Source organism: Polaromonas sp. CF318 (assembly GCF_000282655.1).
GTDB lineage: Bacteria > Pseudomonadota > Gammaproteobacteria > Burkholderiales > Burkholderiaceae_C > Polaromonas.
Genome location: NZ_AKIV01000059.1, coordinates 1 through 25,386 on the forward strand (window position 1 = coordinate 1; position 25,386 = coordinate 25,386).

The following is a 25,386-nucleotide window of genomic DNA, read 5'->3' on the forward strand; positions in this document are numbered from 1 at the left end:
CTGTGTAAATCTGCGAAATCTGTGGATAAAAATTCATCCGCAGATTTCGCAGATTTACGCAGATTGAAAACCCGACTGAAGCGCCAACTGCCGCGCCACAAATCCATCGAATGCCTGCAGTAGCGGCTGGTATTTGTCAGCATCCCTTTCAAGCTGCGCCAGCGCCGCGCAAGTCGCCTCCAGCGTCGACAGTTGCCCCGGCTTGTGGGCCTTGCGGATCAGGTAGTTTGACGCGGGAACATCTTCAAGCGACAGGCGCGGCAGTTGCCGGAGCAGCGGGTTGAGATGCAGCATCTTTCGGCTCTTGCGCCAGGTCGCGTCCAGCACCACAAGCCGAACCTGCGACGGGTCTTTAAGCTGCTCAAGGTCCAGGGCAGGTTCCTCATCATCTTGCCGTGCGGGCGGGTACAGCAGCACCGTATAAGCAGGCGTTTCGCTCATCGCCGCGTGCAATCCGGACTCTTCGAAAGTTTCACCCACGAGCACGCGGCTGCGCGGCAGGCTCAGGTGCAGCAGGCGGCCGGTGTTTTTGGCGTGGCCCGCTTCCATGGGATGCTGCAGGATCAGCACCTCGGCCTCATGCGCCACCGGCGTGATCCATCGGCAGATGCAGGCGCTTTGCGGCCGCAGGCAGACGCCGCAGGCCGCGCGCCTGGACGGCTCAATCACGGGGATGGGGGCTGCCCGCCGCCTTGCCGTCGTCCGCCGAATAGGCGTTCCTCAGGTGCACGGGCCGGGTGGTCTTGCGGCGCATGCGGATGTTGAGCATTTCCACCGCCACCGAGAAGGCCATGGCGAAGTAGACATAACCCTTGGGCACATGGTGGTCCAGGCCTTCGGCGATCAGCACCACACCGACCACCACCAGGAAGGACAGCGCCAGCATCTTGATGGTCGGGTGGGTGGAGACAAAACGGCCTATGGCCGGCGCGAACAACATCATCAGGCCGACCGAAGCGATGACGGCGGCGATCATGACCGTGAGGCTGTCGACCATGCCGACCGCGGTGATGATGGAATCCAGCGAAAAAATCATGTCGACGATCATGATCTGCACGATCACGGCGGCGAAGGTGGCCTTGACGGCGCTCGACGCATGACCCTCCTCGCCTTCCATGGACTGGTGGATTTCACCGGTGCTCTTCCAGATCAGGAACAGCCCGCCCGCAATCAGGATCAGGTCGCGCCCCGAGATTTCCTGCTTGAACACGGTGAACAGCGGCTCGACCAGCCCGATGATCCACGACAGCACCAGCAGCAGGCCTATGCGCATGAACATGGCCATGAACAGGCCCAGCCGGCGCGCCAGTTCCTGCTTTTCCTTCGGCAGCTTGTCGACCAGGATGGAGATGAAGATGATGTTGTCTATGCCCAGCACCAGCTCCAGCGCGGTCAGCGTGGCAAAGGCAATCCAGGCTTGCGGGTCGGTGAGCAGTTCCATCATGGCATGGCCTCTTTCTTTGATTCAATGATCCAGCGCGGCCTTGGCAACGACCACAAGGGTTTTATACCAGCAGGGGCCGCGGAACCGGCTTTGCCGGGCCGCAGGCGCAGCGGCCCCCTCGGGGGGTAGAGAGTTACGCGAAGCGAACGAACGTGGGGGCTCATGACCCAAGGAATTCACCGATGGGTTTCAAGTCCTCCACCCGGTCGCAAATCGCCTTGACAATCATCAGGATGGGAATACCCAGCAGCAGGCCCCACACGCCCCACAGCCAGCCCCAGGCCAGCAGCCCGACAAAGACCGCCACCGGGTTCATACGGCTGGCGCGGCTGGTCAACCAGGGCGTGAGCAGGTTGCCGACCAGGGTGTGGATGAGCAGCGAGGCGCCGCCCACGGCCAGTGCCATGTTGAGCGAACCGAACTGCAAAAATCCGACCAGCGCCGAGCCGGCCGCCGTGACCAGCGAACCGACATAGGGCACCAGGTTCAGCACGGCCGCCGCAACACCCCAGACGGCGGCGTTGTCCAGGCCCAGGGCCAGCAGGGCCAGCCAGGTCAAAAGGCCCACCAGCGCGCTTGTCAACAGTTGCACCTGCAGGTAGCGCTGGATCTGGCCGGTGATTTCATTGAGCGCCTGCAGCGTGATCTTCTTGCTGCTCAGGCTGTCGCCCGCCAGCTTGATCAGCTTGCGCCTGAAGGTGTCGCCCGAGAGCATCAGGAAGTAGGTGAGAAAGACCACCACCGTGGCCTGGCCTATCAGCGCGATCAGCCCGACGGTACCCGACCACAGGTAGTGCCTGACGTCAAAGCGGGCAGGCTCGACCACCACACGCATGGCGCCGCGCGTGTTGCCGGGTGCCGAGCTCTCCTGCGCGGCCTGCTCTATCTGCGATGCCGCTTTCTGCACGGTTTCCAGCGTGCTGTCGGAGCGGCCGCTGCGAGCCTTCACGGCCTGACGGAATTTCTGCGCCGCCGCCGGCAGCGCCTCCACCAGCTGCGTGGCCTCGTCACCGAGCGACCAGGCGGTGCCGCCTATGCCGCCCAGAATCGCCAGCAGCAGCACGGCCGCGCTCAGCCAGCGCGGCACCCGCCTGGCTTCAAACCAGTTGACCACCGGCGAAAATGCGTAGCTGAACAGCACACCCAGCATCACCGGAATGAAGACGGCCTTGGCCCAGTGCAGCACAAACAGGAAGCCGAGGCCGGCCAGCACCACCAGCGACATGTTGCGGATGTCCACCGGCATGTGAAGAAGCACGCGCTGCGTTTCGGCGGCCAGGGCCGCGTCGGCCGGCGGCGGCGAGTCGGCTTCTTCTTGTGTCATGTGTCCCCCGTGTCCGTTCAAGTCGCCTGGCGCGAATAGCGAAACTTCCGCGATGGAAGCCCCAGGTAGTACTTACGCAGATATTCAAACCGGGCCGCCCAGGAAAACGTGTAGGACGCTTTCGCCGGAACGTACCAGCTGTTGAGGCCGGTTCGCAGCAGCAGCTGGTAGCCGTTGCGCCGCATCAGCGCATGTTTGCGGTGGTGGGTGACATGGTCCTCGATCAGCACCAGCCGGGGCTGCCAGTGCGTGAAGTCAAAGCCCGACAGGGCGACCAGTTCATGCCCCTCGATGTCGATGGACAGCAAGTCAAAGCCCACGGGCGCACCGTGTTCGCGCAGCATGGTGTCCAGGGTTTCGCAGCGCACCGCCACGGTGGAGCGCACCACCGCGCCCAGGGCGATGGGCCGGTCTTCCAGCGTCGAATGCGGCCCCGCGCGGTTCAGCTGCAGCAGCTTGCCGGCGTTCTCGGGGCTGGAGCAGGCCATTTCGATCACCGTGCCCTTGCGGCTTTGGCGCAGCAGCGCGCAGCAATCCGGGTCGGGCTCGACCAGCAGGCCGGTCCAGCCCAGCGCCTCCAGGTGCTGGGACTGGGAGTCCAGCACCGGGTCGTTGGCGCCCACATCCACGTAAAAGCCGGGTTTGCCGGCAAAAAAATCTCGCACCAGCTGCTGCTCGACGGCGGGCTGGTTGCTGAAGCGGTGGATGTGGCGCTGGGTGAAATCGGCGTGTGGGGGCATGTGAAGGGGGAAAACAGGAAAAAAAGAAAACGGGGGAGTGTCGCAGGACGGTCGCCGGGCGTCTCAGGCCGTGATGGCCTCGCGCACCGCGCTGAGCTGGCGGCGTGAGACCGCCAGCAGCTCGTCGATGCCGTTGAGCCGCACCGCCCAGCCCTCGCCCTCCTCGGGGTCGAAATGTTTTTCGAGCGCGCGCACCGCGTGCCGCGCGATCAGCGCGTTGCGGTGTATGCGCATGAAGCGCGCCGCGTGGCGCTCCTCCAGCTCGCTCAGCGAGCCGTCCAGGATGTAGCTGCGGCTGGCCGTGCGCACAGTGATGTACTTGAGCTCGGCCTTGAAGTAGATCACCTCGGCCAACGGCACGCGCTCGGTGCGGCCCCGGTCCTGGATGATGAGCGTTTCCTCTGCGGGCGGCTGGCCGGGGCGCGCGGCCTGCGCCAGGCGTTCCACCTTCTGCAGCGCCTGCTGCAGGCGTTCCAGGCGCACCGGCTTGGTCAGGTAGTCGATGGCCTCCAGTTCGAAGGCCTGCACCGCGTGCTCGGAATGGGCCGTGACAAACACCACCGCGGGCCTGCGCGGCAGCGTGGCGATCATCTGGGCCAGCGCGATGCCGTCGGCGCCCGGCATGCGGATATCCAGCAGCACCGCGTCAAAGGCCTCGCGCTGCAGGGCCCCCATGGCCTCCGCGGCATCGGCCGCTTCCGCGCCCACCAGCGCCGCCGGCGACGTGCAATCGCCCAGCAGGGTGCGCAGGCGCGACCGGGCCAGCGCTTCGTCGTCCACCACCAGTACCTTGAGTTTCATGCGGGAATCTCCATGCGCACCTGAAATATGCCGTCCTTGAAGACGGTCCTGAATTTCGCCTCGACATCATGCAGCAAGGCCAGCCGCTCCCGCACATTGGCCAGTGCCAGGCCGTGGCCGCGCTCGCCGGCGCCGGCCGGGGTCGAGTTGGTGACCTTGATCACCACCGTGCCGCCGCGCTTGAGCGTGGAAATCTTCAGCTGCGCGCCGGTGGCGCTGGGCTCCACGCCGTGCTTGACGGCATTCTCCACCAGCGGCTGCAGCAGCAGCGGCGGCAGCTTGGCCTGGTCCGCCTCGGCGTCCAGGCTCCACTGCACCTGCAGGCGCTCGCCGAAGCGCACCTGCTCTATGGCCAGGTAGCGCTGGGCCAGCGCGATTTCCTGGCCCAGGGTGACCGATTCCGCGGGGTCGGCCAGCGCGTGGCGGAACAGCTCGCTCAAGTCCTCCAGCACGGCCTCGGCCTTGGCCGGTTCGGCGCGCACCAGCGCGATGGCGCTGTTGAGGGTATTGAACAGGAAGTGGGGGCGTATGCGCGACTGCAGCTCGGCCAGGCGCGCCGCCGTGGCCGCCGGTGTGCGCGCCTTGGCGCGCCAGTACAGGCCCGCCAGCAGCATGGCCGACAGCAGGGCACCGGCCGCCGCGCTGGCCCACCAGGGCGGCCGCACCAGCAGCCCCATCACCGACAGCAGGCCGCAGCCGTACAGGCCCGCGCCCGCGCCCAGCAGCACGCCGGCCGTCCACTGCAGCCAGAACCTGAGCCGGTTCAGCCGCGACTTGAGAGCGCAGGCCACGATCAGCCAGGCCAGCGTAGCCGGCAGCACCCCGCCGGTCAGCAAGGCAAAGCGCAGCAGCCACTGGACGGCGTTGTCGGCGTCGAACATGGCGGTGACCGCCACCATGGCCTCCGCGAACAGCACGGCGCGCAGCACCACCCCCACCTGGCAGGCGTCAAACATGCTGGCGCGCACGCTGCTTCGCCGCGCCGGCTCCTCGTCAACCGAGATGACGCTGCCCAGCAAGGTGGATTCCCCGAAGGTCTGCGGATCAGGCGAAGGCTTCATGGCGTGTGTGCATGGATGTCGAGGAAAGGCCGGGAGCGGGCTCCCGGGCGGCTTGGGCACATGGATAAAATCACCGTGATGCCGAGTATTGCACCGGTCGCGCCCCCGCGGCGGCGGCCTGGAAGACAATTAAGGCCATCGCCGGCCCGTGGCTGCCCAGAATAGCGCATCCGGCGCCCTGAATCCACGGCCCGGCACGGCCGGCACCCTGACCGCCACCCAAAGAAAGCCCGACGTGAACCAATTCGACAAAAAGTCCCAAGCCTGGTCTGCCCTCTTTTCCGAGCCCATGAGCGACCTGGTCAAGCGCTACACGTCCAGCGTGTTCTTCGACAAGCGCCTGTGGCAGGCCGACATCGCCGGCTCGCTGGCCCACGCCGAGATGCTGGCCGCCCAGAAAATCATTCCCGCGGCCGACTATGCCGACATCCAGAAGGGCATGGCGCAGATCACTTCGGAAATCGAGTCCGGCGCCTTCGAGTGGAAGCTGGACCTGGAAGACGTGCACTTCAACATCGAGGCGCGCCTGACCCAGCTGGTCGGCGACGCCGGCAAGCGCCTGCACACCGGCCGCAGCCGCAACGACCAGGTCGCCACCGACGTGCGCCTGTGGCTGCGCGGCGAGATCGACCTGATCGGCGGGCTGCTGACCGACCTGCAAAAAGCCCTGGTCGACATCGCCGAGAAAAACGCCGAGGTCATACTGCCCGGTTTCACCCACCTGCAGGTGGCCCAGCCCGTGAGCTTCGGCCACCACATGCTGGCCTACGTCGAAATGTTCAGCCGCGATGCCGAGCGCATGCGCGAGATCAGGAAACGCGTGAGCCGCCTGCCGCTGGGCGCCGCCGCGCTGGCCGGCACCAGCTACCCGCTGGACCGCGAGCGCGCCGCCAAAACCCTGGGCATGGTCGACGAGGACGGCAAGCCCCAGGTGTGCCAGAACAGCCTGGACGCGGTGAGCGACCGCGACTTCGCCATCGAGTTCACGGCCGCCGCCTCGCTGTCCATGGTGCACATCAGCCGCATGAGCGAAGAGCTGATTTTGTGGATGAGCCAGAACTTCGGCTTTATCCACATCCCCGACCGCTTCACCACCGGCTCGTCCATCATGCCGCAGAAGAAAAACCCCGATGTGCCCGAACTCGCGCGCGGCAAGACCGGCCGCGTGGTCGGCCACCTGATGGGCCTGATCACCCTGATGAAGGGCCAGCCCCTGGCCTACAACAAGGACAACCAGGAAGACAAGGAACCGCTGTTCGACACCGTCGACACGCTCAAAGACACGCTGCGCATCTTCGCCGAGATGGTGGCCGGCATCACCGTCAAGCCCGAAGCCATGGAGCAGGCCACGCTGCGCGGCTACGCCACCGCCACCGACCTGGCCGACTACCTGGTGAAAAAAGGCATTCCCTTCCGCGACGCCCATGAAACCGTGGCCCACGCCGTGAAGGCGGCCACCACCCACGCGGTGGACCTGTCCGAGCTGCCGCTGGCCGTGCTGCAGGAATTCAACCCCAAGATCGAAAAAGACGTCTACGACTGCTTGAGCCTGCGCGGCTCGCTCAACGCCCGCAACATCCTGGGCGGCACGGCGCCGGTCCAGGTGAAGGCGCAGATCGCGCGCCACCGCGCGCGGCTGGGCTGAACTGAAGCACCGGCGGAGGCATGTTTTACGCAATTCCGCTGGAAAACCGGCCGACCTGGCGCAACCCGCCATGGCTGACGATCCTGCTGATCCTCGTGAACATGGCGGTGTTCTGGGGCCCGCAACGGGCCGAGGAAAACGCGCAGAAAAAGGCCGCAAGCTTCTATCTTTCGAGCAGCCTGCCGGCGCTGGAGCTGCCGGCCTTCGTCGGCTGGCTTGAGGAGACCGCCTCCCCGCGCGCGCCGGCGGCCCGGCGCATGCTGGAGCAGCGCCGCTACGGCGCCTTGCTCGACGGCCTGGAACACGAAAAAGACTTCCTGGCGCGCCTGCACGGCGGCCTGGTCATCCGGACCGGGAACCCTGCCTATCCGCAGTGGGAGCAGGACCGGCGCCGCTACGAAGCGTTGCAGCCGGCCCCGTTCACCGCCCACTGGGCCCAGGACAACGCCAGGGACGCGCCGTTTCGCCCCGTGACCTGGATCACCGCGGCCTTCCTGCACGCCGACACCAGTCACCTGATCGGCAACATGGTGTTCCTCTTCCTGTTCGGCTTTTCCGTCGAACTCGCGCTGGGCCGCGGCCTCTACCTGGCGTTTTACCTCGCGGGGGCACTCGGTGCCGCGCTGCTGGCCGGTTGGGCTTATGCCGGGCAAGGCGGTTACGGCCTGGGCGCTTCCGGCGCGATCTCCGCCTTGATGGGCATGTATGCCGTGATGTACCGCCTGCGCCGCATCCGCTTTTTTTACCAGCTGTTTTTCTACTTCAATTACGTCACGGCGCCCGCGCTGCTGCTGCTGCCGGCCTGGATCGCCAACGAGGTGCTGCAGCATGTGATAGGCGGCAAGGGTGTGGCCTATATGGCGCATCTGGGCGGGCTTCTCACGGGCGCGCTGCTGATGGCCGCGGCGATGCGCTGGCGCAAACTCGCTCCGCCGCCCGTGGCGGCCGAACGCGCCGCCGACGGCTTCGAGCGGTATGTGGCAGAGGCCAGACGGCTGGCGGGCGAGATGAAATTCGACGCGGCCTGCGCGCAGTGGCGTGCCGCGGCGAAATTGCGGCCCACCGACGGCGAGGTGCTGCGCGCCTGGTTCAACACCGCGCGGCTGCAGCCGGCCGGCGAAGACTTCCACAGCGCCGCGCACCGCATCTTCCGCCTCGGCCCCAGCGACGACGCCACACTGGAACTGCAGCACGCCAGCTACCGGACCTACCTCGACCAGGCCAAGCCCGGCGCGCGGCTCAAACCCGACGACATGGCACGGCTGGCACGCCGCTTCACGCGCGCCCGGCAATTCGACGACGCCGACAAGCTGTGCCACGCCCTGCTCAAGAGCGCCCCTGAGCATTCCGGACTCGCCGACACGCTGGGCATCTGCGCACAGGGCTGGCTGCGCGCGGGACAGCGCGAGCGCGCCCTGTACTGGCTGCCTCACCTGCAGCGGCTCGCACCCAACGACGTGGCCACGCGCGCACTCGCGCGCGCCTGAACCGCCGCTCCCGGGGTTTCAGGCCGCCGGCTGGTCGCGCAACAGCCAGCGCACCTCGCGTGTCGGCTCGCTGTCGGGGTAGCGCTCTTCCAGCACAGCCAGCACCGGCCGGGCCAGGTCGGCGCGGTTCATGCCCTGGGTCAGCACCCGAGCGATGAGCTCGTAAGCCTGTGGAATCGCGGCATGGCCGCGAAACCGCTTGTCGAAGCTGCGCAGTATGGCCAGCGCCGCCTGTGCGTCGCCGGCGCGCCAGGCGGCGCGGGCCAGGGCCAGGGTCTGCCCGGCATCCTCGATGGCAAACGCCGGCTCGCGGGCACGGCAGTCCTGCCAGGCCTTGAGCGCCTCGGCCCCCAGTTCCTGCTGCAGCAGCAACGCGATAAAACGCTTCGCATGATCCAGCAGCACCGGCGTCTTGTCGGTCATCAGCAAGACGCGGTGATAACGCCGCAGCGCCGCGATGTCATTGGGCCGCAGGCGCTGTTCTTCGTAGGCAATGTTCAGCGCGGCGGGGATGTCGCCATCGGTCACCAATTCGGCGACCAGCGCGTCGGTTTCCTGGCGCGCGATCTGCTCCGGGCTGCGGCGCTCGGGCGGCGCTTCGTCCGCCCCGGCGCCCGGCAGCAGGTCGATGTCCAGCCCCTCATGGTGCTGGTACATCACGTAACCGAGCAGGCTGGCCATGACCCAGCCGAAATAGATGAATGCAAAATTGAACAGCGGCACCAGCAGCCAGAGGCTGACCAGGGGCAGCAGCAGCGCCAGCGCGACCTGCGCGCCGCTACTCAGCAAAAACAGGAACAGGCACAGCGCGAGATAAGGCGCGCCGATGACGCGCACCACCCGCCAGATCTCGGCCGGGTTCAGCGAACGCATCGCGCTGCCCGACTGCACCAGGACAATCACCGTCGCCGGAAACAGGAAAGACAGCACGAAAGTCGCGGCCGTGGCGAGCTTGGCGCTGACCGACGCCACCAGGCCCAGGACGAAACCCTGCACGACGAAGACGCCGAACAGCTTCCAGGGCAGGCTGCTCCACTCGTCGTCCAGCCGCGATGGAAAGTCGCTGGCCCGCGAGATGCCGCGCGAGCCGAGCACCGCGACCTTGAAGCCGTAGCGGCTCGCGGCCAGCAGAATGCCGAGCTCGACAATCAACCACATGAACACCCGCGGGAGGAAAAAGAGCACCTCCGGCAAAAGGCTGCAGAACGCCAGAACCAGCCCATAGACCAGGGGCGCGCCCTGGAACGGAAAGGCAAAGAATTTGTTGAGGCGGTGCCAGAACGGCTTGACCGCGGACTTGTCGGCCGCCATGGCTAAAGGGCGCCCTGTACTGCACCGAACCGCCCCACCCGCATGAACTCTCCCATCTCGGCTCCTCCGTTGTTGTGCGGTGATTTTAGACGGCCCCCTGCCCTCTCCCAGAGGGAGAGGGCAGGGGGAGAGGGCAGGGGGAGAGGGAGCGACCAGCCGGGGAGATGGCGGGCTTGTTAAGCTACACCTAAGCCAAGCCATGCATACTGGCGCCTTCCAAGGAAACCCCCATGCGATTGCTGCTGGTTGAAGACGACGCCATGATCGGCGAGACGGTCTTGCAGGTGCTGCGCGCCGAGCATTACGCGGTCGACTGGGTGCGCGACGGCCACATGGCCGACGAGGCCCTGCGCAGCGAACATTACGACCTGGTGCTGCTGGACCTGGGCCTGCCCCAGCGCGACGGCCTGGAGGTGCTGCGTGCCCTGCGCGCGCGCCGCGACACCACGCCGGTGCTGGTGGCCACCGCGCGCGACGCGGTCGGCGACCGCATCGCCGGGCTGGATGCCGGTGCCGACGATTACGTCGTCAAACCCTATGACACCGACGAGATGCTGGCGCGCATACGCGCGCTGCTGCGCCGCAGCGCCGGCCGCGCCGAGCCGGCCTTTGAACACAAGGGCGTGAGCCTGAACCCGGCCACACGCGAAGCCAGCCTCAACGGCCAGCCCGTGACCTTGTCGGCGCGCGAGTGGGCGGTGCTCGAACCCCTGCTGGCCCGCCCCGGCGTGGTGCTCTCGCGCGCACAGCTCGAGGAAAAACTCTTCAGCTGGAAAGACGACGTCAGCAGCAACGCCGTCGAGGTCTATATCCACGGCGTACGGAAAAAACTCGGCAACGACATTATTCAGACCGTGCGCGGCCTGGGTTATTTGGTGCCCAAGCAATGAACAAACCAGCAGCGCACTCTTTAAGGCGCAGGCTGCTCTGGTTTGTGCTCGCCGCGATATTCCTCGCCGCCCTGTTGCAGGCGGCCACCGCCTACCGCGGCGCGCTGCAGCAGGCCGACGCGATGTTCGACGAGCACCTGCGGCAGATGGCGCGCTCGCTGCGCAGCGGCGTGCCGCTCAGCCTGCCGCTGGACGAGGCCGACGTCGACGACCGCTTCGAGGTGTATGTGCAGATCTGGGGCCAGGACGGCACGCAGATCTTCCGCTCCACGCGCTCGGCCCTGCCGCCGCGCGCCGTGCTGGGCTTTTCCGACGTGGAGGCCCATGGCAACCGTTACCGCGTCTACACCCTGCAGACCGCGCTGCAGACCGTGCAGATCGCCCAGGACCTGGACGCGCGTTCGGCCCGCGCGCGCGCGCTGGCGGTGCGCGCCGTGCTGCCTTTTGTGTTCCTGACGCCGCTGCTGATGCTGGCCGTCTGGTGGGTCATCAGCCGCTCGCTGGCGCCCATTGAACGCGCCCGGCGCCAGGTGGCGGGCCGGCGCGCCGACGATTTGTCGCCGCTGGCCGCCGAAGGCCTGCCCGACGAGGTGCGTCCCCTGGTGGACGAACTCAACCTGCTGTTCGGGCGCGTGCGCGGCGCCTTCGAGGCGCAAAAACACTTTGTGGCCGACGCGGCGCACGAGCTGCGCTCGCCGCTGACCGCGCTCAAGCTGCAGGCCCAGGCCCTGCGCCGGGGCGGCGGCACGCCCGCCGAACACGAAGCCGGCATCGCCCGCCTCAACCAGGGCATAGACCGGGCGATACGCCTGGTCGAGCAGTTGCTGGTGCTGGCCCGCGAGGAAGCCGGCGAAACCACCGCAACCAGCGGCCCGGGCCAGGCCACAAGCCCCACGCCCGTGGACTTGCAGGACGTCATCAAGCTCGCCGTGGCCGACGTGCTGCCGCACGCCCTGCACAAGCAGATAGACCTGGGCATGGTCGCAGGCACCCCCTTGCCGCAGCCGCCGCGGGTCACGGGCCAGGCCGAGGCCCTGCGCGTGCTGCTGCGCAACCTGCTGGACAACGCCGTCAAGTACACACCGGCCGGCGGCCGGGTCGACGTGTCGCTGGCCCCGCAGGACGGTGAAACCGTGCTCGCGGTCGAAGACAGCGGCCCCGGCATAGCCGACCAGGACCGCGAACGCGTGTTCGACCGCTTCTTCCGCGCGGCCCAGGAGGGCGATGGCGCCGATGCCTCCCCGCCGGCCGGCAGCGGCCTGGGCCTGGCCATCGTCAAGGCGATTGCCGGGCACCACGGCGCCACGCTGGAACTGGGCCGCTCCGGGCGCCTGGGCGGGCTCAAGGTGGAGGTGCGTTTTCCGGCTGCGCCGGATTCCGGCGCGGTTTAAGGCCGGCCTAAGGCGGCGTCCCCATAGTTAGGCCTATCGGCACCGCGGAGTGCCGCAACCTCAACCCAAGGAAGCACGCCATGTCATCCACTGCATTGAAGAACACCCGGCTTGTCGCCGCATTGCTGGCCGCGGGCGCCATTGGCGGCGCCGGCGTCGGCGCGATCAACATCCTGCATTCCGGCGCCACCGCCGCCACGCCGCCCGCCATCACGGCGCCCGCCCCGGCCGGCGGCTCGGCCTCCGTCCCCATGGCACTGCCCGACTTCTCGCAGATCACCGAACGCTACGGCCCGGCCGTCGTCAACATCAGCGTCACCGGCACCACCAAGGTCCGCAATGAAGTCGCCCAGGGCGACGGCGACGACGATGACTCGCCCTTCTCCGGCGACCCCTTCTTCGAGTTCTTCAAGCGCTTCCAGCAAGGCCAGGGCCGCCCCGGCGGCCGCGGCAATGCGCCCCAGCAGGAAATGCCCACACGCGGCCAGGGCTCGGGGTTTATCGTCAGCGCCGACGGCATCATCCTGACCAATGCCCACGTCGTGCGCGATGCGAAGGAAGTCACCGTCAAACTCACCGACCGCCGCGAATACCGCGCCAAGGTGCTGGGCGCCGACCCCAAGACCGATGTCGCCGTGCTGCGCATCGAGGCCAGGAACCTGCCCGTGGTCACCCTGGGCAAGGTCAGCGACCTGAAAGTCGGCGAATGGGTGCTGGCCATAGGCTCGCCCTTCGGTTTTGAGAACACCGTCACCGCCGGCGTCGTAAGCGCCAAGGGCCGCTCGCTGCCTGACGACAGCGCCGTGCCCTTCATCCAGACCGACGTGGCCGTCAACCCCGGCAACTCGGGCGGGCCGCTGTTCAACACCCGCGGCGAGGTGGTGGGCATCAACTCGCAGATTTATACCCGCAGCGGCGGCTACCAGGGTGTGTCCTTCGCCATCCCCATCGACGTGGCGGCCAGGATCAAGAACCAGCTCGTGGCCACCGGCAAGGTCGAGCACGCGCGCCTGGGCGTGGCGGTGCAGGAGGTCAACCAGGCTTTTGCCGACTCCTTCAAGCTCGACAAGCCCGAAGGCGCGCTGGTTTCCAGCGTTGAAAAAGGCGGCCCCGCCGACAAGGCCGGCCTGCAAAGCGGCGACGTGATCCGCGGCGTCAACGGCCAGCCCATCGTTTCCTCCGGCGACCTGCCCGCCCTCATCAGCCTGGCGGCGCCCGGCGACAGCCTCAAGCTCGACGTCTGGCGCCAGGGATCGGCCAGGGAGATCAGCGCCAAACTCGGCAGCGCCGACGACAAAACCGGCCAGGTCGTGGCCAAGAAAGACAGCCCCAATCATGGCAAGCTGGGCCTGGCCCTGCGCCCGCTGCAGCCCGATGAGAAGAAGGAAGCCGGCGTCGACAACGGCCTGGTTGTGGAGCAGGCCAGCGGCCCCTCGGCCCTGGCCGGCGTGCAGCCCGGCGACGTGCTGCTGTCCATCAACGGCGTGCCCGTGAAAAACATCGACCAGGTGCGCGCCACCGTGGCCAAGTCCGAAAAATCCGTGGCCCTGCTGATCCAGCGCGGTGACAGCAAGATTTTTGTGCCGGTCAACCTGGGTTAATGGACGTGTGCGGTCCCTGGCGTGTTGCCGGGGGCCGCTAGCCTTCCTGCCTGAAGCCGAGCCGGGTCCAGGTGACGTCGGCGGCCATATTTCCCGGCTGCAATGAGCCGGTCTGAGTATTCAGCACGGCCCTGAGCCCATGCTGGCGCGCAAGCTCTATCGTCTCCTCACCCGAAACATCAAACATGCGCCGCCCCTCGGGAATCGGCCCATGCCTGAGTGACAGAAGGATAAGCCCGTCCGGCGCCAGCTGCGACACCAGTCGGGGCATGCCGGCGCGGCGCTCCGCTTCGTCAAGGTGCATCCACACCGCGCTCAGCATCACGACATCAAAGCGCTGCCCACGCGACAGCACACCCTCCAGCCCCGGCAAGACATCGTCCAGCCATTCGATCAAGGGCGATGGGTGAAGCCGCATGGCCGCCGTCCGAAACTCCGCGGTGGGCTCCACGGCCACAACGCTATGCCCCTGCTCCGCGAACCAGGCCGCATCCACTCCTGTGCCCGCCCCTATGTCCAGGATGCGGCTCGGCGTCTTGGGCAAAAGATGCAGTTCGGCCTCGTGGCGTTTGACAAAGGGGATGGCTTCGTACTGGGGGATCAGCGCCTCGGCCTGCTCGGCGTAGCCTTGGGTGCTTGGGGGGTTGGGGCTGGTTGGCATCGTCTCTTCCTCAGGCCGAGGTCAGTGCCGAAGGCGGAGTCGTCGGCTATGCCGCATGCTTCTCCTCCTCGCGCACGGTCTCCCTTTCATCGGCGACCGGGTCACTGTAGTGGTACCAGGCTTCGTGGGGAGAGTAGACCTCGCACGCCAAGCATTGCGTGCTCGGCCATTTGACGCCGCAGCCGGGACAGACGGCCCTGGTCCAGAACGTGTTCCAGGAGGTGCCGCAAGAGGGGACACAGAACCACCGGTCTTCGGCTCGGGGGCGCCACTCGCACTTGGGGCAGTAGATTTCGACCTTTTCCATTTTTTTCTTTGCAGGGAAGCGGATACACGCTCGGGACGAACGCTGTTCCAGACAAAAGTGACACCGAAGCCGTGTTCTTCCGCGGAAATGCTTGCGATGCACCTCGCGCCCGAGGACGACTCAACGCCGAAGTGATAATCGGTTCGAACCTGGGGGCGAACCGCCACGCTGTCCACAACTTCGTCCCTGGAAAGCGGAGAATACTCCGGCTCTTCACCGTCTTCGCTGTCCTGGGGAAAGAGTTCAGCAATCGTCTTCCCGGGATGAGACGTCGAACCCGATGCGGCGACCTCCACACGCACTCGCTGTCTCGGCTGAACGGCAAGCTCGCTGAGCCAGATCAGATAAGTGGACTCTCCCTCAGGGGGGTAACGCCCACCAGAAACCCCGAGACAAGAGAACTCTTCGTCATTTTTTGTGCCGCCGAAATTAACCGTAAGCACATCAAGCCCCTCCGTGGAAACGGCGGCGACCTGGGTTCCGTCAACTGAAATGCGTATGAGCGGCATTTTGGGATGCTTAACTTGAGACCGAGGTAGCCGCCTGACGGCTCGCGCAGGCCGTTTCCAATGCACTGCTGGAAGCAAACCGCCACCGGAATGGAATACCGAATAGTCCGCGGTGGAAGGCGGTGCAATACATGGCGCCCACCTGAATTCGCGAATAGGCGTCTCTTGGCGAAAGGAGTTCGACAATCTCTCCACTTGAAACATCGCGGAGACGGATGTGATGGGAGGTGGATTTCCCCGATGACACAAACTTCGCGATGACGGGCCCGCTGTAAATAATAGGCGCCGGATTGAAGGCCAAGGTATTGACCGCCATCAAATAGGGCCAGCCAAACAACAGGGACAGTGGATAAACGATGGCAGCCAGCAACCACGACTGCCAGAGGCCGAGCGAGGAGTCGGCAAGGGCCTCACGATTGAAATACATAAAGGCCAGAATGGCGACCCCAAAGGGTAAGCAGAGAATTTTTATGGATTCCGCAAATCCGCCGTTAAAAACGCTTTCAATCGAAGCGAAAAAAACCAGTGCGCCCAATGCGAAGGCAATAAAGAGCAGGCCTGAAAACCGGATGAGGAATCGAATCACTGTTGCCCTCTGATATTGAAGCGGCGACGGGTGGGTATGTGGCGGGTCATAGGTGGCCTAGGCCCATGCCGCTCTTGTTGAGCTCGCTGCCCACGCCAATCGTGGCACCGCTGCCTGTAGCCCCATCGAATACCGAGAGTGTCTTGCACTTACGGCAGAAACCAGTCCAAGTTTATATCCGCACCGCCAGTGGATCAGATTTCGACGGAATTCAACATCCAAGCGAAAAAACTCAGAGCCACGGCGGTTTCGGTCCAATCATTCTGCGTGCACTGAATCATGATTTTTTCGGCATCAAATTGATTGACTATCAAAAGATGCATATCCAACGGACTTTTCCAGCCGTTATGTTTCCTGAATGCTTAGCTCATCCCACAACGGAGATAGCCCAATTTCCTCCATGTACGTGCCGAAATCTACGAATGGTGCTACGCCAATATCCTCCAAGGTAAACCATGTGGCCTCGCATTCTTGGCACACATATATATTCTTCCCAGTCTTTTTTATCTCCGCTTTGGCAATATCGTCTTGCTCACATCTAGGACACAACATTTGGAATCCCTTATTTATTGAAATGGGTAGGCCGTAATAATTTTATTTGTCCCGGGTCGAACAATAATTTTGATTTTGGCCTCACCCGCGGTACCAATAGCCCGCCCCATCGGAACAACATACGCACCCTGCTCTGCTGGCTGGTGTAGGTTCTGGTGTCTTGTTGGCTGGCAATGTTCAGGTTGCCGCCCAGGTCGGCCCTGACCTGGTTGCCCGAGACGACCGCGCCGTTGAGGTTGGTGGCGGCTTTGGCATTGATGTCGCGGCCGGCCGTGACAGTGACATTGCCGGTGGCGTTGACCTGGCTGCCGATGTCCTGGCTCTGGCTGTTGCGGCTGAAATTTCGCTCGTCGCGCTTGGCGTCAACGCTGCTCGATTGGGTGATGGTGCCGAGGTTCACGTCCCTGGCCGAATTTGAACCTCGCGCGAGGCACCTCGGGTGATCCTGCTCAACACAGAGAGCCTTAATTCACTCGCCAAATAGTGGCTCCCAGATAGTCTTGACGACGTAAGAACGGGCTTCATTTTCATTCTCAAAATGAAAGACGTCGTAGCGCTGTAGCGCATCTTTCCAGGAGAAAGAATCGTCATTAAGCGCCTGACGCAGATCAGAATATATTTCTTTTTTCAAAATGGCATTTACAAAAAAATGCTTTCGCAAATCAGCAATGGCCTCTTCTTCGGATAGTTCCGAATTGATACTGAAGTAGTTCGCCAACACATGAGAAACATATTCGTACATCATTTCACCGGATAGATAGTTGTTGTGCGCCATGTTTTGGTCGCTGCATCGTAGTCATAAACCGCTGTTACTCGAGATAATGCGCTATTGAATTGAAGAGGGCCAGCGTTACCCGGTACTGAGCTCACACGGTCATATCCACGGCCAACAGTTACTCCCATATCCACCCCTTCTATAGTTATACGCTGTACACCGGGACTACTTAATGCAATGGCCCGGTCTAGATAATTTTGTCGAATAATGAGATCCGACTGGGTAAGGAGGCTACTTGAGTTAAATGCGGTTGAAGATGGCGGCACTACCGTTTGCCCATTTCTGATTACTACTGATCCATCTGGCGCGACACCAGTGGTGGCGCGAACAAGGAGCTGGGCATCAGTTACCCCACCTCCATGGCGCTCAAGGGCATGTCCTTCTCTCGCAATACGAGTGAGCTCCGCGTCAAACTTGGCTGAAGCACCTTTCAGATTACCTATGGCACCTCGCTGCGCAGCACGTCCGCCCGCAGCAGGTCCGATGGAAACACTTTCTAAAACCGTAGTGCCTAGCTTACTTACTATCGCTGTCGCAACCGCCCCAATCGCAAGCGCATCAACTAAAGCCTCGCCTCTTATTTTCGCGTCACTGCTGTTTAACGCCGCTTTAAGGTTCGCCGGCAAGTCTGCCACACCACTGGCAACCGCTACTGCGGTTTCTACCGCGCCATTGTTCATAATCGCCGTGGTCAATTCATAGGTGGCGAGGCCAGTTCCAGCCACTAATCCTACCGGAGTGATTTTGCTCAATCCCTTGCCAATACCCGTCAAATAGTTGGCTTTGTCCGTACATGCTTGCGTGAGGCACTGACGCTGATCGAGCCCATTCCGAATAATCGATTGGGCGTTGCTCTCCAGGCTCATGATGGCCGCCACGTCTGTGGGCTTAACGCCAGCATTCATCAAGTCTTGAATATCGGAATAGCCCTGGCGGTATTCGGCTTTGAGCGTGTCGCAGTTATTCGTCGCCTTGCAATTCAGCAATGCCATATCGTTAATGGCGCTGGTTATGTAGGCTTGCTCGATGGCTTTGTCTTTACAGGAGCTGTTATCACCACAGGCTTTGATCTGGCTGGCGAGCTTCTCTACGTCGGTGTGGTTGAGATAGTTATTCACTGTCGCGGTCAAACCGCTCACTGCACCTGCCGTTCCGCCGGTTTCCGCGCCAACAGCGGTCCCCGCGATAGCGATCAACGCCTCCTTGATTGCCGGCGGCACATCCATTCCTGCGATCTGGGCGCCCAGTAGCGGAACAGCAGTCTGACTGCTCGCCGCCCCTACCGCCCCCTGCAGGCCACCGGACAGTGCCCCTACCAGCGTATGCAACAGCACTCGACCGGGTTTTCCTTCACTCCAAGTGTCTTCCAACTCTTGCGCCTGTGCATTTAGGGCTGAGATGCGCTCGGGATCTTTCTCAGCCATCGCCTGTGCTCTCAGTGCCGTGGCATCATTCAGCTTGCCTTGCGCAAAATTCCCCACTGCTTTGGGCGCTTCCTTGGTAAAGGCCTGCATGATCTGCACCTGAGCATCAATGCTGGCCCGCACCTTAGCGGCGTCGAAGATGGGTTTGAGGCCGGTTTTCGCATCCCCGGTTCTGACGGCGGTGTTGCCGGCAATGCCACTGATGCCACTTGTCGTCGTGCTGCTGGCGCTGCCTTTCTCACCGCCTAAGCCGATGCCTACGCCGCTTACATCGAACTTCCCGGCCTGTTTGCCGACATCAATGCTCAAGCCGCTGGCTTTTCCCTCATAGCTGGCGTTGTTCTGGACGTCGCTCATGGTGATGGAACCAGTACTGAAACTGTTCTTGCCCTGATCCACCGCGGCCTGCGTGCTGCTGATCACGCCGCCCTTGAGGTCGGTGTTGCCCTGCACATTGACCTGGAAGCCGCCGTCGCCGGCCCTGATGCCGCTTTGCTGGCCGACCGACGCGAAATTGCTGTCGATATTGCTCTTGGAGCTGCTGAGCCCGCCGCCTGTCACCCCGCCTGTGCCGAAGGTGAGAGAGCCCCCCGAGCTGCTCTGCTGGCTGGTGTAGCTGCTGGCGTCTTGCTGGCTGGCGATGTTCAGGTTGCCACCCACGTCGGCCCTGACCTGGTTGCCCGAGACGACCGCGCCATTGAGGTTGGTGTCGCCACCGGACTTGATGGTCGCGGTGTTGCCTGCTGAGACGGTGCTGTTGACAAAGGTGGTATCCGAGCCATTGCCGCTGCCCGAGCCCTTGCTGCCCGAGACCGAGACACCGGTGTTGGTGCCCAGGCTCACACCTATGCTGCCGCTGCTGTTGGAGTTACTGCTGCTCTCGCTTGTCGTGTTCTTGCTGGCCAGGAGGTTGCCCGCGCAGGCTCGCGGTGTAGCTGAGCTTGCGCTCTGCAATTTTGAAAGGAATAGTGAGATTGGCGTCCCAACTGATCAGCGCAAAGCGGGACGTACCCTCCCCGTTTTGTTCTTCGTAAGCCGTCAGAGAACCGAAGGCGCCGGTGCCGCGCTTGTAGGCCAGGTTGCCTTCCAGGATCGCATCGGCGATGAATACTTTGTGGCCCAGGCCGAACTCCCAGCCGCCCTCGACCCGGCGCTGGGGCTCTACCTCGGTGGTGTCAATATAGTTGTTCGATCCGCGTTTCCAGGCTTTCAGGCTCACCGTGGTCTTGCCGCTCGCATCGCGGTAAACGACGCGCGAGAGCTTGAGTTCGGCGCTGTCGCTATTGCCGCTGTAATCGGGGTCCCCAAAAGGCCCGGGAACCAGCTGGTGGTAATTGCTTTTGCTGACGGTCGCGCCCACCAGCCAATAGCCGAATGGCACGGAATAGTGAATTGCGTAACCGCGCGTGCCGCGCTCACCCGCATCGCCGCCGCCCAGGTCGTGGTTCACGGTGACATAGAAGAGGTCGCTGAGCGTCCACCAGTTGTCATAGCTGAAGGTCACGGTGCCCTGGTATTTGCCTGTGGCCCTGGTGCCGCTGTCATCGGCAGAGAGGGACAGGCGAAAGGGGCGGGTTTGCTGGTAGCTGATGACCAGGTCGCTGCGACCTGGGGCGCCTGGCTCTTCGACCGGTTTGACTTCGATGTCGACCTGGGCGCTGGGGACGCGTCTGAAGTTTTCTATGGCCTGCTCCAGATTCCGCAGGTTCAGGATGTCGCCGGGCTTGGCGGGCACGGTGTTCCAGGCCTTGCCGCGGGGATTCGCGGGTTCGGCAAAACGGATGGCGCGTATGCGGCCAGGGATGACGGTCAGCGTGAGCGCGTGGGTGGTTGCCAGGTTTTGCTGCTCCAGCAGGATGCGCGTGGTGGTGTAGCCGCGCGCCACCACCGCGTCCTGCACGCGCTGGGTCAGCAGGTCGATGCCGGCGGCGCCCACGCAGCGCCGCAGCGGCGAGTCGTCATGGTCCGGTCCGTCCAGCGCCTTCATGGCCCAGTTCCAATCCGACACAGGGCTGGGGTCCCCGGTGATGACTTTCAAGTCGACCTGGTGAATGACCACACAGCGTTCCTCGCTCGCAAGCCTGGCGGCTTTCGCGGGTGGCGGCGTCGGCTTGAGTTCGTCGCGGGATTTCTCCTGCTGCTGGCGCATGGCACGTTCGCGTTCTTGTGCACGATTCTGCTCAATCACATCGCGCTGGTTGTCGATCAGCTGGGCTTGAGCTGCACAGGGCAGGGCCAGCGCCATCGCGGCGACGAAGAACAAACTGAAAGGCAGATGCCGTCCATGTTTCGGCTTTTTTGAATGACATTCCTCCACCAACAAACTCCCCCGATATCTATGGGGTCGATGACCCGTTTTTTTTTGGATGGGGCGAGATGTAGGTTGCAAAAAGCCCGCAGAAATGCCTTGAAAATCGCGCGAAAGAATTCCGGGAATGCCTTTCTCAGCGCCCCCAAAGAAGATCTTCGGCAGGGGCAACACCTGTTTGCCCGCGCGGAATTTGTTCACGGCATGACGGACACGGGGTGATGGGCGGGAGCGACGATCCGGTGTAGAAGTCCGGTGCGCCGGGAATCAGGCTGGAAAGCGTTTTCTCGGGTGTTCTTCTGGGCTGCTTTTTCAGACAGCCTGGAAGAGTAGGCGAGTTCGCCACGCCCCCGCGGAACGAATGCCCGCAAGAAAACAATTTTTGTGCGTTTGTCGGCCTGTTTGTCGGCCTCTTCAACGCATCCCGGGCCATGCCCACCCCAACTTCTGTCGCACAAACGCCGCGTTCACATCCTCAAATACCAGCAATTCACAAGCCGCCGCCTTAAAACCCCGCAGCCCCCGCTATATTCCCCGCATGGCAACGACGACGACCCCAAGCAGCAGCCGAAACCAGGGCGGCCTGATCAGCCGGCTGCTGCGGCGCGGCCGGGAGGAGCGCTTGCCGCAGGCGGCGGGCGGGCTGACCTTCACCATGGTGATGTCCATGGTGCCGCTGCTGGCGCTGAGTTTTGCGCTGTTCGCGCGCATACCGGCCCTGCATGTGGCCGGGGATGTGATACGTGAGCACTTGCTGCGCGGCCTGCTGCCGGACGGCATCGCGCGTACGGTGCTCAAGCACCTCGCGCAGTTCGCGGGCAATACCGGCGGCCTGACACAGCTGGGCTTTGCGCTGCTGCTGGTATCGGCCCTGGCGCTGCTCATGAGCGTGGAGACCACGCTGAACCGCATATGGCAGGTGAAGAAGCCGCGGCCGCTGCTGCGCCGCCTGGGCCTGTACCTCGGCATGCTGCTGACCGGCCCGGTGCTGATAGGCGCGAGCCTGTGGGCCGCGTCCTATCTGGCGTCGGCCTCCAGCGGGCTGCCGGTGGCCCGGCCCGGCTGGCTGCCGCATGCGCTCAACCTGGGGCCCATGGCGCTCAGCGCCGCGGGTTTTGCCTGCTTGTTCCGCTTTGTGCCGCACACCGTGGTGCGCTGGCGCGATGCCATCGCGGGCGGCCTGCTGGCCGGTGTCGCTTTCGAACTCGGCAAGCAGGGCTTCGCGATCTACCTAGCCAATGTGCCGACCTACCGCACGATTTACGGCGCCTTCGCGCCGCTGCTGGCTTTCCTGCTGTGGGTGTACTACTCGTGGCTGGTCACGCTGGCCGCGGCGCTGGTGAGCGCCAGCCTGCCGCGTGGCGGCTCGCAGCCGGCGCGGCGGCTTTCGCGTTCGTAGGTTTCAAACCACAGCGGTCTTTTTTGGGCCGAATTGCGGCGGACATGGCCTTACCATCGGCGCATGAAAACAACTTACATCCTGGGTGCCATCCTGGCCTGCAGCGTGATCGGAACTTTGGTGGGCGCCCGCGGCGCCAAGACCGGCTTCCTGGTGTTGACGGCCCTGCTGTCGCTTTACGGCTTGTTCCGCCTGCTCGGTTAAATACCCGAGACAGCCCAGCCGGCGGGCTCCGGCCTCCACGCCACGGCAAACGCCGCTGGCCACCAAGCCTGTGACGGCCAGCATGGCCGCGGTGTGAACAAGGACGGCCGCGAGCGCGAGCACCAGCGGCGCTGAGCCGTCCATTCCCGCGCACAGCGGCACCAGCGCCGGCACCAGCATCAGGCCGGCGCCCTGCGCGCTCGCCATCATGAAAGACCACAGCACCAGGCCGGCATGGCCTGCGGGCGTGCGCGCCGCCCTGGGCACGCGGCTCCACAGGTGAAGCACGGCGCAGGCCGCCAGCAAACCGCCCGCCAGGCATTGCAGCGCAAAACGGTCCATGGCCACGCCCCACACCACGGCACCCGCCACCAGCGCCATCGAGGCGACATGCCCCATCGCGACAGGCAGCAGGGCCCGCAAAGCCTGCGCGCGGTCGCGCGAGCGCAGGCCCCAGGCGGCCGCGCAAGCCCAGCCGTTGGCGGGGTTCAGCCCGTGAAGGGCGCCCATGCCGGCCACCGCCAGCCAGGGCCAAAGGCTTGCCATGATGTGCGCCCCCGGCCCGCTCAGGCTTTCGCGCTGCAGCACGAATCCACTTCAGGCGCGGGCTTGAACACAGCCTGCGACTCGTAGCGGTCATGGTGGCGCACCCAGTCCATCTTGTAAAAACCCTCGTGCTCGTCGCGGCCCTTGGGTGTGAGGTCCAGCATGTTGTAGGTGCCCATCATCACTTCCACACCGCGCCCATACGTGGAATAGGTGTGGAAGACGCGGCCCTCGCCGTCCTTGTAGAACAGGCTGATGCCGGGCGCCTCCTCGGCCGGGAATTCCGTCATGCCGTAGTTGTAGTTGACCGTGCCGTTGACGCGGTCCTGCGGCCTGAAGCTCACATGGAAGTCGTAGTTGAAGTCGCTGCCGTTGGACGACACCCAGGCGAACTGCCAGCCCATGCGCCGGCGGAAGCGCTCGATCTCGGGCAGGGTCGCGCGCGAGACGGCCACAAACGTCACGTCGCGGTGCTCCAGGTGGACCTGCATGCCGGCGGTGTGGTCGGCCATGTAGGAGCAGCTGGGGCAGCCCTGCTCCCAGCCCGGGCCGAACATAAAGTGCTGCACCATGAGCTGGCGCCGCCCTTCAAACAGCTCAGCCAGCGAACGTTTGCCTTGGGGCGTGTCGAAGACATAGTTCTTCTCGATGTGGACCCAGGGCAAGGCGCGGCGCTCGCGGGCGACCTGGTCGCGCAGGCGTGTGAGCTCCTTCTCCTGCGCTAGCAGGGTTTTGCGCTCGGCCAGCCATTGGTCCCTGGGCACGACGCTGTGGTGTGTTGTGGTGGATGTTTCGGTTGTGGTGCTGTTCATGGTGTGCTCCTTGATGATCGGTGGGGACAGTGATGGGAAGGTTCGCTCAGGCGCTGGCGAGCTGTTCGCGGCGCATGGCCGCCTGCACGGCGGGCCGGTCGGCAATGCGCGCCTGGAAGGCCAGCAGCCTGGGGAAGGCCGACAGGTCCAGCTTGACGAACTCCGCCCAGCGGGTCATCACAAACAGGTAGGCATCGGCCACCGTGAAACGCTCGCCGAGCAGGAAGGGCGCACGGCCCAGCGCGGCTTCCAGCAGGCCGTAGTGTTTGCGCAGGTGGGCCATGCGCGCGCCGCGTACCTCCTCGCTGCAGGCCGGGTTGAACAGCGGCATATAGCCCTGGTGCAGCTCTGAATTGAGGTAGCCCAGCATCTCCTGCAGGCGATAGCGCGCCATGCTGCCGTTGGCCGGCGCCAGCTGCGCCTCAGGCTTGAGGTCGGCCAGGTATTGCACGACGGCCGGGCCTTCCGTGAGCACGCTGCCGTCGTCCAGGCGCAGCGCGGGCACCAGGCCCTTGGGGTTGATGGCGAGGTAGTCTTCACCGTGCTCGGTGCGTTTGGCGACCACGTCGACCTTCACGAGTTCGACAGGCAGGCCAAGCTCGTGGGCCACGATGTGCGGCGAAAGCGAGCAGGCTGAGGGGCTGTAATACAACTTCATGGTGATCTCCTGGGTTTGCGATGCGGTTTGTGATGCGGTTTGCGTCGGTCAATGCGCTGCCCGGCCCGTGCTGGTTCCGGGTGCGCTGCTGGTGGCACTAAGGCCGGGGAAACTCCCAGCGCAAGGGCTTTACATGCCTTGCGCGCTGCGTTCTATGCGGCTTTACGCCGCCTTGGGCCGCCGTACGGCGCGGACCTTGCCGCTCTTGCCGCCGCCCGCGTAAAACAGGTCGGCGCCGTCGGACTCCAGCCCGCTGACGCCCACGCCCTGCGGCATTTCGAGCCGCGTGATCACGGCGCCGCTCTGGGGATCTATGCGGCGTATCTCGCTCTCGTCGCCCTCCCAGGTGCCGTGCCAGAGTTCGCCGTCCACCCAGGTCACGCCGGTGACGAAGCGGTTCGATTCAATCGTGCGCTGGATGGCGCCCGTCTTGGGGTCTATCTGGTGGATCTTGCGGTCGCGGTACTGGCCCACCCACAGGCTGCCTTCGGCCCAGGTCAGGCCCGAGTCGCCGCCGCCACCCGGCGCGGGGATGGTGCCCAGCACCTTGCCGCTGGCCGGGTCTATCTTGGCTATGCGCGACTCGGCGATCTGGTACAGGTATTTGCCGTCAAAGGCGGTGCCGGCATCGCCCGCGCAGTCCAGCGTGCGCGTCCGCTCGCCGCTGGCCGGGTCGAAAGCGATCAGCCGGCTGCCCGCGGCGGCCCAGACGCGCTGGCCGTCATGGGTGACGCCGGCGATGTCATCAATGCCGGGGAAGCCGTATTCGCGCACGATCTCGGCGGGGCGCGCCTTGGGCTCGGGTGTCTTCTTGAGGGTCTTGCTTGTCATCGCTGCTCCTTGTCGCGCCGTCCATCGGCGCCTGAGAACCTGTTCACGGCCTAAACGGGGCCGCGTTGGGGTGCAATCGGGATGAGTGGGCCGACCAGGAACGCCGCATGGGCTAATGC

The 25,386-nt window shown here is 64.4% G+C and carries 22 protein-coding genes and 1 pseudogene; 6 read left to right on the forward strand and 17 right to left on the reverse strand.

Annotated features, from left to right (window positions below; all coding sequences use genetic code 11):
- Positions 1-54: 54 nt before the first annotated feature.
- The 6 genes from PMI15_RS10095 to PMI15_RS10120 all read right to left on the reverse strand — a co-directional run bounded on the left by PMI15_RS10095 (position 55) and on the right by PMI15_RS10120 (position 5,370).
- Complete coding sequence (locus tag PMI15_RS10095; protein ID WP_036838363.1) at positions 55-669, reverse strand: tRNA-uridine aminocarboxypropyltransferase; 615 nt, start codon at positions 667-669, stop codon at positions 55-57.
- Positions 662-1,444 carry a TerC family protein gene (locus PMI15_RS10100; protein WP_007867713.1) on the reverse strand — a complete coding sequence of 261 codons (783 nt, stop codon included), beginning with the start codon at positions 1,442-1,444 and terminating at the stop codon, positions 662-664. The genes PMI15_RS10095 and PMI15_RS10100 overlap by 8 nt, the downstream gene beginning before the upstream one ends.
- A 160-nt stretch (positions 1,445-1,604) precedes the next feature.
- Positions 1,605-2,768, reverse strand: coding sequence for an AI-2E family transporter (locus tag PMI15_RS10105; protein WP_007867715.1), 1,164 nt, complete (start codon positions 2,766-2,768; stop codon positions 1,605-1,607).
- 17 nt (positions 2,769-2,785) lie between these two features.
- Positions 2,786-3,508 carry an FkbM family methyltransferase gene (locus PMI15_RS10110; RefSeq protein ID WP_007867718.1) on the reverse strand — a complete coding sequence of 241 codons (723 nt, stop codon included), beginning with the start codon at positions 3,506-3,508 and terminating at the stop codon, positions 2,786-2,788.
- A 63-nt stretch (positions 3,509-3,571) separates the two neighbouring features.
- Positions 3,572-4,309, reverse strand: coding sequence for a LytTR family DNA-binding domain-containing protein (locus PMI15_RS10115; RefSeq protein ID WP_007867722.1), 738 nt, complete (start codon positions 4,307-4,309; stop codon positions 3,572-3,574).
- Complete coding sequence (locus PMI15_RS10120; protein WP_007867725.1) at positions 4,306-5,370, reverse strand: sensor histidine kinase; 1,065 nt, start codon at positions 5,368-5,370, stop codon at positions 4,306-4,308. The genes PMI15_RS10115 and PMI15_RS10120 overlap by 4 nt, the downstream gene beginning before the upstream one ends.
- 235 nt (positions 5,371-5,605) lie before the next feature.
- Here PMI15_RS10120 and argH point away from each other — a divergent pair, with 235 nt between their 5' ends.
- Both argH and PMI15_RS10130 read left to right on the forward strand, forming a co-directional pair.
- Entirely contained in the window at positions 5,606-7,015 is a 1,410-nt protein-coding gene (gene argH, locus PMI15_RS10125) for an argininosuccinate lyase (protein WP_036838372.1), read from the forward strand.
- A 20-nt stretch (positions 7,016-7,035) separates the two neighbouring features.
- Positions 7,036-8,502 (forward strand): rhomboid family intramembrane serine protease, encoded by a 1,467-nt coding sequence (locus PMI15_RS10130; protein ID WP_007867739.1) that lies wholly within the window; start codon positions 7,036-7,038, stop codon positions 8,500-8,502.
- An 18-nt stretch (positions 8,503-8,520) separates the two neighbouring features.
- On the opposite strand, the gene PMI15_RS10135 is transcribed toward PMI15_RS10130, so the two are convergent.
- The gene (locus PMI15_RS10135) at positions 8,521-9,813 is read right to left on the reverse strand and encodes a tol-pal system YbgF family protein (protein ID WP_007867742.1); all 1,293 of its coding nucleotides are present in this window, start codon (positions 9,811-9,813) and stop codon (positions 8,521-8,523) included.
- A 230-nt stretch (positions 9,814-10,043) separates the two neighbouring features.
- On the opposite strand from PMI15_RS10135, the gene PMI15_RS10140 reads away from it, so the two are divergent.
- From PMI15_RS10140 to PMI15_RS10150, 3 genes are all read left to right on the forward strand, one after another.
- Entirely contained in the window at positions 10,044-10,703 is a 660-nt protein-coding gene (locus tag PMI15_RS10140) for a response regulator transcription factor (protein ID WP_007867745.1), read from the forward strand.
- Positions 10,700-12,094: an ATP-binding protein gene (locus PMI15_RS10145; RefSeq protein WP_007867748.1), complete on the forward strand. Its 1,395-nt coding sequence runs from the start codon at positions 10,700-10,702 to the stop codon at positions 12,092-12,094. Before PMI15_RS10140 ends, PMI15_RS10145 begins: the two co-directional genes overlap by 4 nt.
- Positions 12,095-12,174: 80 nt before the next feature.
- Positions 12,175-13,695 (forward strand): DegQ family serine endoprotease, encoded by a 1,521-nt coding sequence (locus PMI15_RS10150; RefSeq protein WP_007867750.1) that lies wholly within the window; start codon positions 12,175-12,177, stop codon positions 13,693-13,695.
- Between the two features lie 37 nt (positions 13,696-13,732).
- On the opposite strand, the gene PMI15_RS10155 is transcribed toward PMI15_RS10150, so the two are convergent.
- The 6 genes from PMI15_RS10155 to PMI15_RS10185 all read right to left on the reverse strand — a co-directional run bounded on the left by PMI15_RS10155 (position 13,733) and on the right by PMI15_RS10185 (position 20,772).
- Complete coding sequence (locus PMI15_RS10155; protein ID WP_007867752.1) at positions 13,733-14,356, reverse strand: bifunctional 2-polyprenyl-6-hydroxyphenol methylase/3-demethylubiquinol 3-O-methyltransferase UbiG; 624 nt, start codon at positions 14,354-14,356, stop codon at positions 13,733-13,735.
- Positions 14,357-15,182: 826 nt separating this feature from the next.
- Positions 15,183-15,758, reverse strand: coding sequence for a hypothetical protein (locus tag PMI15_RS10165; RefSeq protein ID WP_007867758.1), 576 nt, complete (start codon positions 15,756-15,758; stop codon positions 15,183-15,185).
- Positions 15,759-16,320: 562 nt separating this feature from the next.
- Entirely contained in the window at positions 16,321-16,710 is a 390-nt protein-coding gene (locus PMI15_RS10170; RefSeq protein WP_007867761.1) for a hemagglutinin repeat-containing protein, read from the reverse strand.
- Positions 16,711-16,779: 69 nt separating this feature from the next.
- On the reverse strand, positions 16,780-17,085 hold the full coding sequence (locus tag PMI15_RS10175) for a hypothetical protein (RefSeq protein ID WP_007867763.1): 306 nt from the start codon (positions 17,083-17,085) through the stop codon (positions 16,780-16,782).
- Positions 17,052-19,463, reverse strand: a complete 2,412-nt coding sequence (locus tag PMI15_RS24020; protein ID WP_081499591.1) for a hemagglutinin repeat-containing protein — start codon at positions 19,461-19,463, stop codon at positions 17,052-17,054. The genes PMI15_RS10175 and PMI15_RS24020 overlap by 34 nt, the downstream gene beginning before the upstream one ends.
- The gene (locus PMI15_RS10185) at positions 19,378-20,772 is read right to left on the reverse strand and encodes a ShlB/FhaC/HecB family hemolysin secretion/activation protein (protein WP_051001951.1); all 1,395 of its coding nucleotides are present in this window, start codon (positions 20,770-20,772) and stop codon (positions 19,378-19,380) included. Before PMI15_RS10185 ends, PMI15_RS24020 begins: the two co-directional genes overlap by 86 nt.
- A gap of 583 nt (positions 20,773-21,355) precedes the next feature.
- Here PMI15_RS10185 and PMI15_RS10190 point away from each other — a divergent pair.
- Positions 21,356-22,216, forward strand: coding sequence for a YhjD/YihY/BrkB family envelope integrity protein (locus tag PMI15_RS10190; protein ID WP_007867771.1), 861 nt, complete (start codon positions 21,356-21,358; stop codon positions 22,214-22,216).
- Between the two features lie 219 nt (positions 22,217-22,435).
- Here PMI15_RS10190 and PMI15_RS10195 read toward each other — a convergent pair.
- The 4 genes and pseudogenes from PMI15_RS10195 to PMI15_RS10210 form a co-directional block, all read right to left on the reverse strand.
- Positions 22,436-22,966 (reverse strand): annotated as a pseudogene (locus tag PMI15_RS10195) (hypothetical protein); the annotation flags it as partial.
- A 20-nt stretch (positions 22,967-22,986) separates the two neighbouring features.
- Positions 22,987-23,778: a DUF899 domain-containing protein gene (locus tag PMI15_RS10200; RefSeq protein WP_007867777.1), complete on the reverse strand. Its 792-nt coding sequence runs from the start codon at positions 23,776-23,778 to the stop codon at positions 22,987-22,989.
- Positions 23,779-23,824: 46 nt separating this feature from the next.
- Positions 23,825-24,436, reverse strand: a complete 612-nt coding sequence (gene gstA / locus PMI15_RS10205) for a glutathione transferase GstA (protein WP_007867780.1) — start codon at positions 24,434-24,436, stop codon at positions 23,825-23,827.
- 162 nt (positions 24,437-24,598) lie between these two features.
- The gene (locus PMI15_RS10210) at positions 24,599-25,267 is read right to left on the reverse strand and encodes a PQQ-binding-like beta-propeller repeat protein (RefSeq protein ID WP_007867784.1); all 669 of its coding nucleotides are present in this window, start codon (positions 25,265-25,267) and stop codon (positions 24,599-24,601) included.
- Positions 25,268-25,386 lie beyond the last annotated feature (119 nt).

What these genes read in the sequence shown, in the direction of transcription:
- PMI15_RS10100 (WP_007867713.1), bottom strand. Translation starts at nt 1,444, where the DNA reads ATGATGGAACTGCTCACCGACCCGCAAGCCTGGATTGCCTTTGCCACG.
- PMI15_RS10105 (WP_007867715.1), bottom strand. Translation starts at nt 2,768, where the DNA reads ATGACACAAGAAGAAGCCGACTCGCCGCCGCCGGCCGACGCGGCCCTG.
- PMI15_RS10110 (WP_007867718.1), bottom strand. Translation starts at nt 3,508, where the DNA reads ATGCCCCCACACGCCGATTTCACCCAGCGCCACATCCACCGCTTCAGC.
- PMI15_RS10115 (WP_007867722.1), bottom strand. Translation starts at nt 4,309, where the DNA reads ATGAAACTCAAGGTACTGGTGGTGGACGACGAAGCGCTGGCCCGGTCG.
- PMI15_RS10120 (WP_007867725.1), bottom strand. Translation starts at nt 5,370, where the DNA reads ATGAAGCCTTCGCCTGATCCGCAGACCTTCGGGGAATCCACCTTGCTG.
- PMI15_RS10130 (WP_007867739.1), top strand. Translation starts at nt 7,036, where the DNA reads ATGTTTTACGCAATTCCGCTGGAAAACCGGCCGACCTGGCGCAACCCG.
- PMI15_RS10135 (WP_007867742.1), bottom strand. Translation starts at nt 9,813, where the DNA reads ATGGCGGCCGACAAGTCCGCGGTCAAGCCGTTCTGGCACCGCCTCAAC.
- PMI15_RS10140 (WP_007867745.1), top strand. Translation starts at nt 10,044, where the DNA reads ATGCGATTGCTGCTGGTTGAAGACGACGCCATGATCGGCGAGACGGTC.
- PMI15_RS10145 (WP_007867748.1), top strand. Translation starts at nt 10,700, where the DNA reads ATGAACAAACCAGCAGCGCACTCTTTAAGGCGCAGGCTGCTCTGGTTT.
- PMI15_RS10150 (WP_007867750.1), top strand. Translation starts at nt 12,175, where the DNA reads ATGTCATCCACTGCATTGAAGAACACCCGGCTTGTCGCCGCATTGCTG.
- PMI15_RS10155 (WP_007867752.1), bottom strand. Translation starts at nt 14,356, where the DNA reads ATGCCAACCAGCCCCAACCCCCCAAGCACCCAAGGCTACGCCGAGCAG.
- PMI15_RS10175 (WP_007867763.1), bottom strand. Translation starts at nt 17,085, where the DNA reads ATGGCGCACAACAACTATCTATCCGGTGAAATGATGTACGAATATGTT.
- PMI15_RS10190 (WP_007867771.1), top strand. Translation starts at nt 21,356, where the DNA reads ATGGCAACGACGACGACCCCAAGCAGCAGCCGAAACCAGGGCGGCCTG.
- PMI15_RS10200 (WP_007867777.1), bottom strand. Translation starts at nt 23,778, where the DNA reads ATGAACAGCACCACAACCGAAACATCCACCACAACACACCACAGCGTC.
- gstA (WP_007867780.1), bottom strand. Translation starts at nt 24,436, where the DNA reads ATGAAGTTGTATTACAGCCCCTCAGCCTGCTCGCTTTCGCCGCACATC.
- PMI15_RS10210 (WP_007867784.1), bottom strand. Translation starts at nt 25,267, where the DNA reads ATGACAAGCAAGACCCTCAAGAAGACACCCGAGCCCAAGGCGCGCCCC.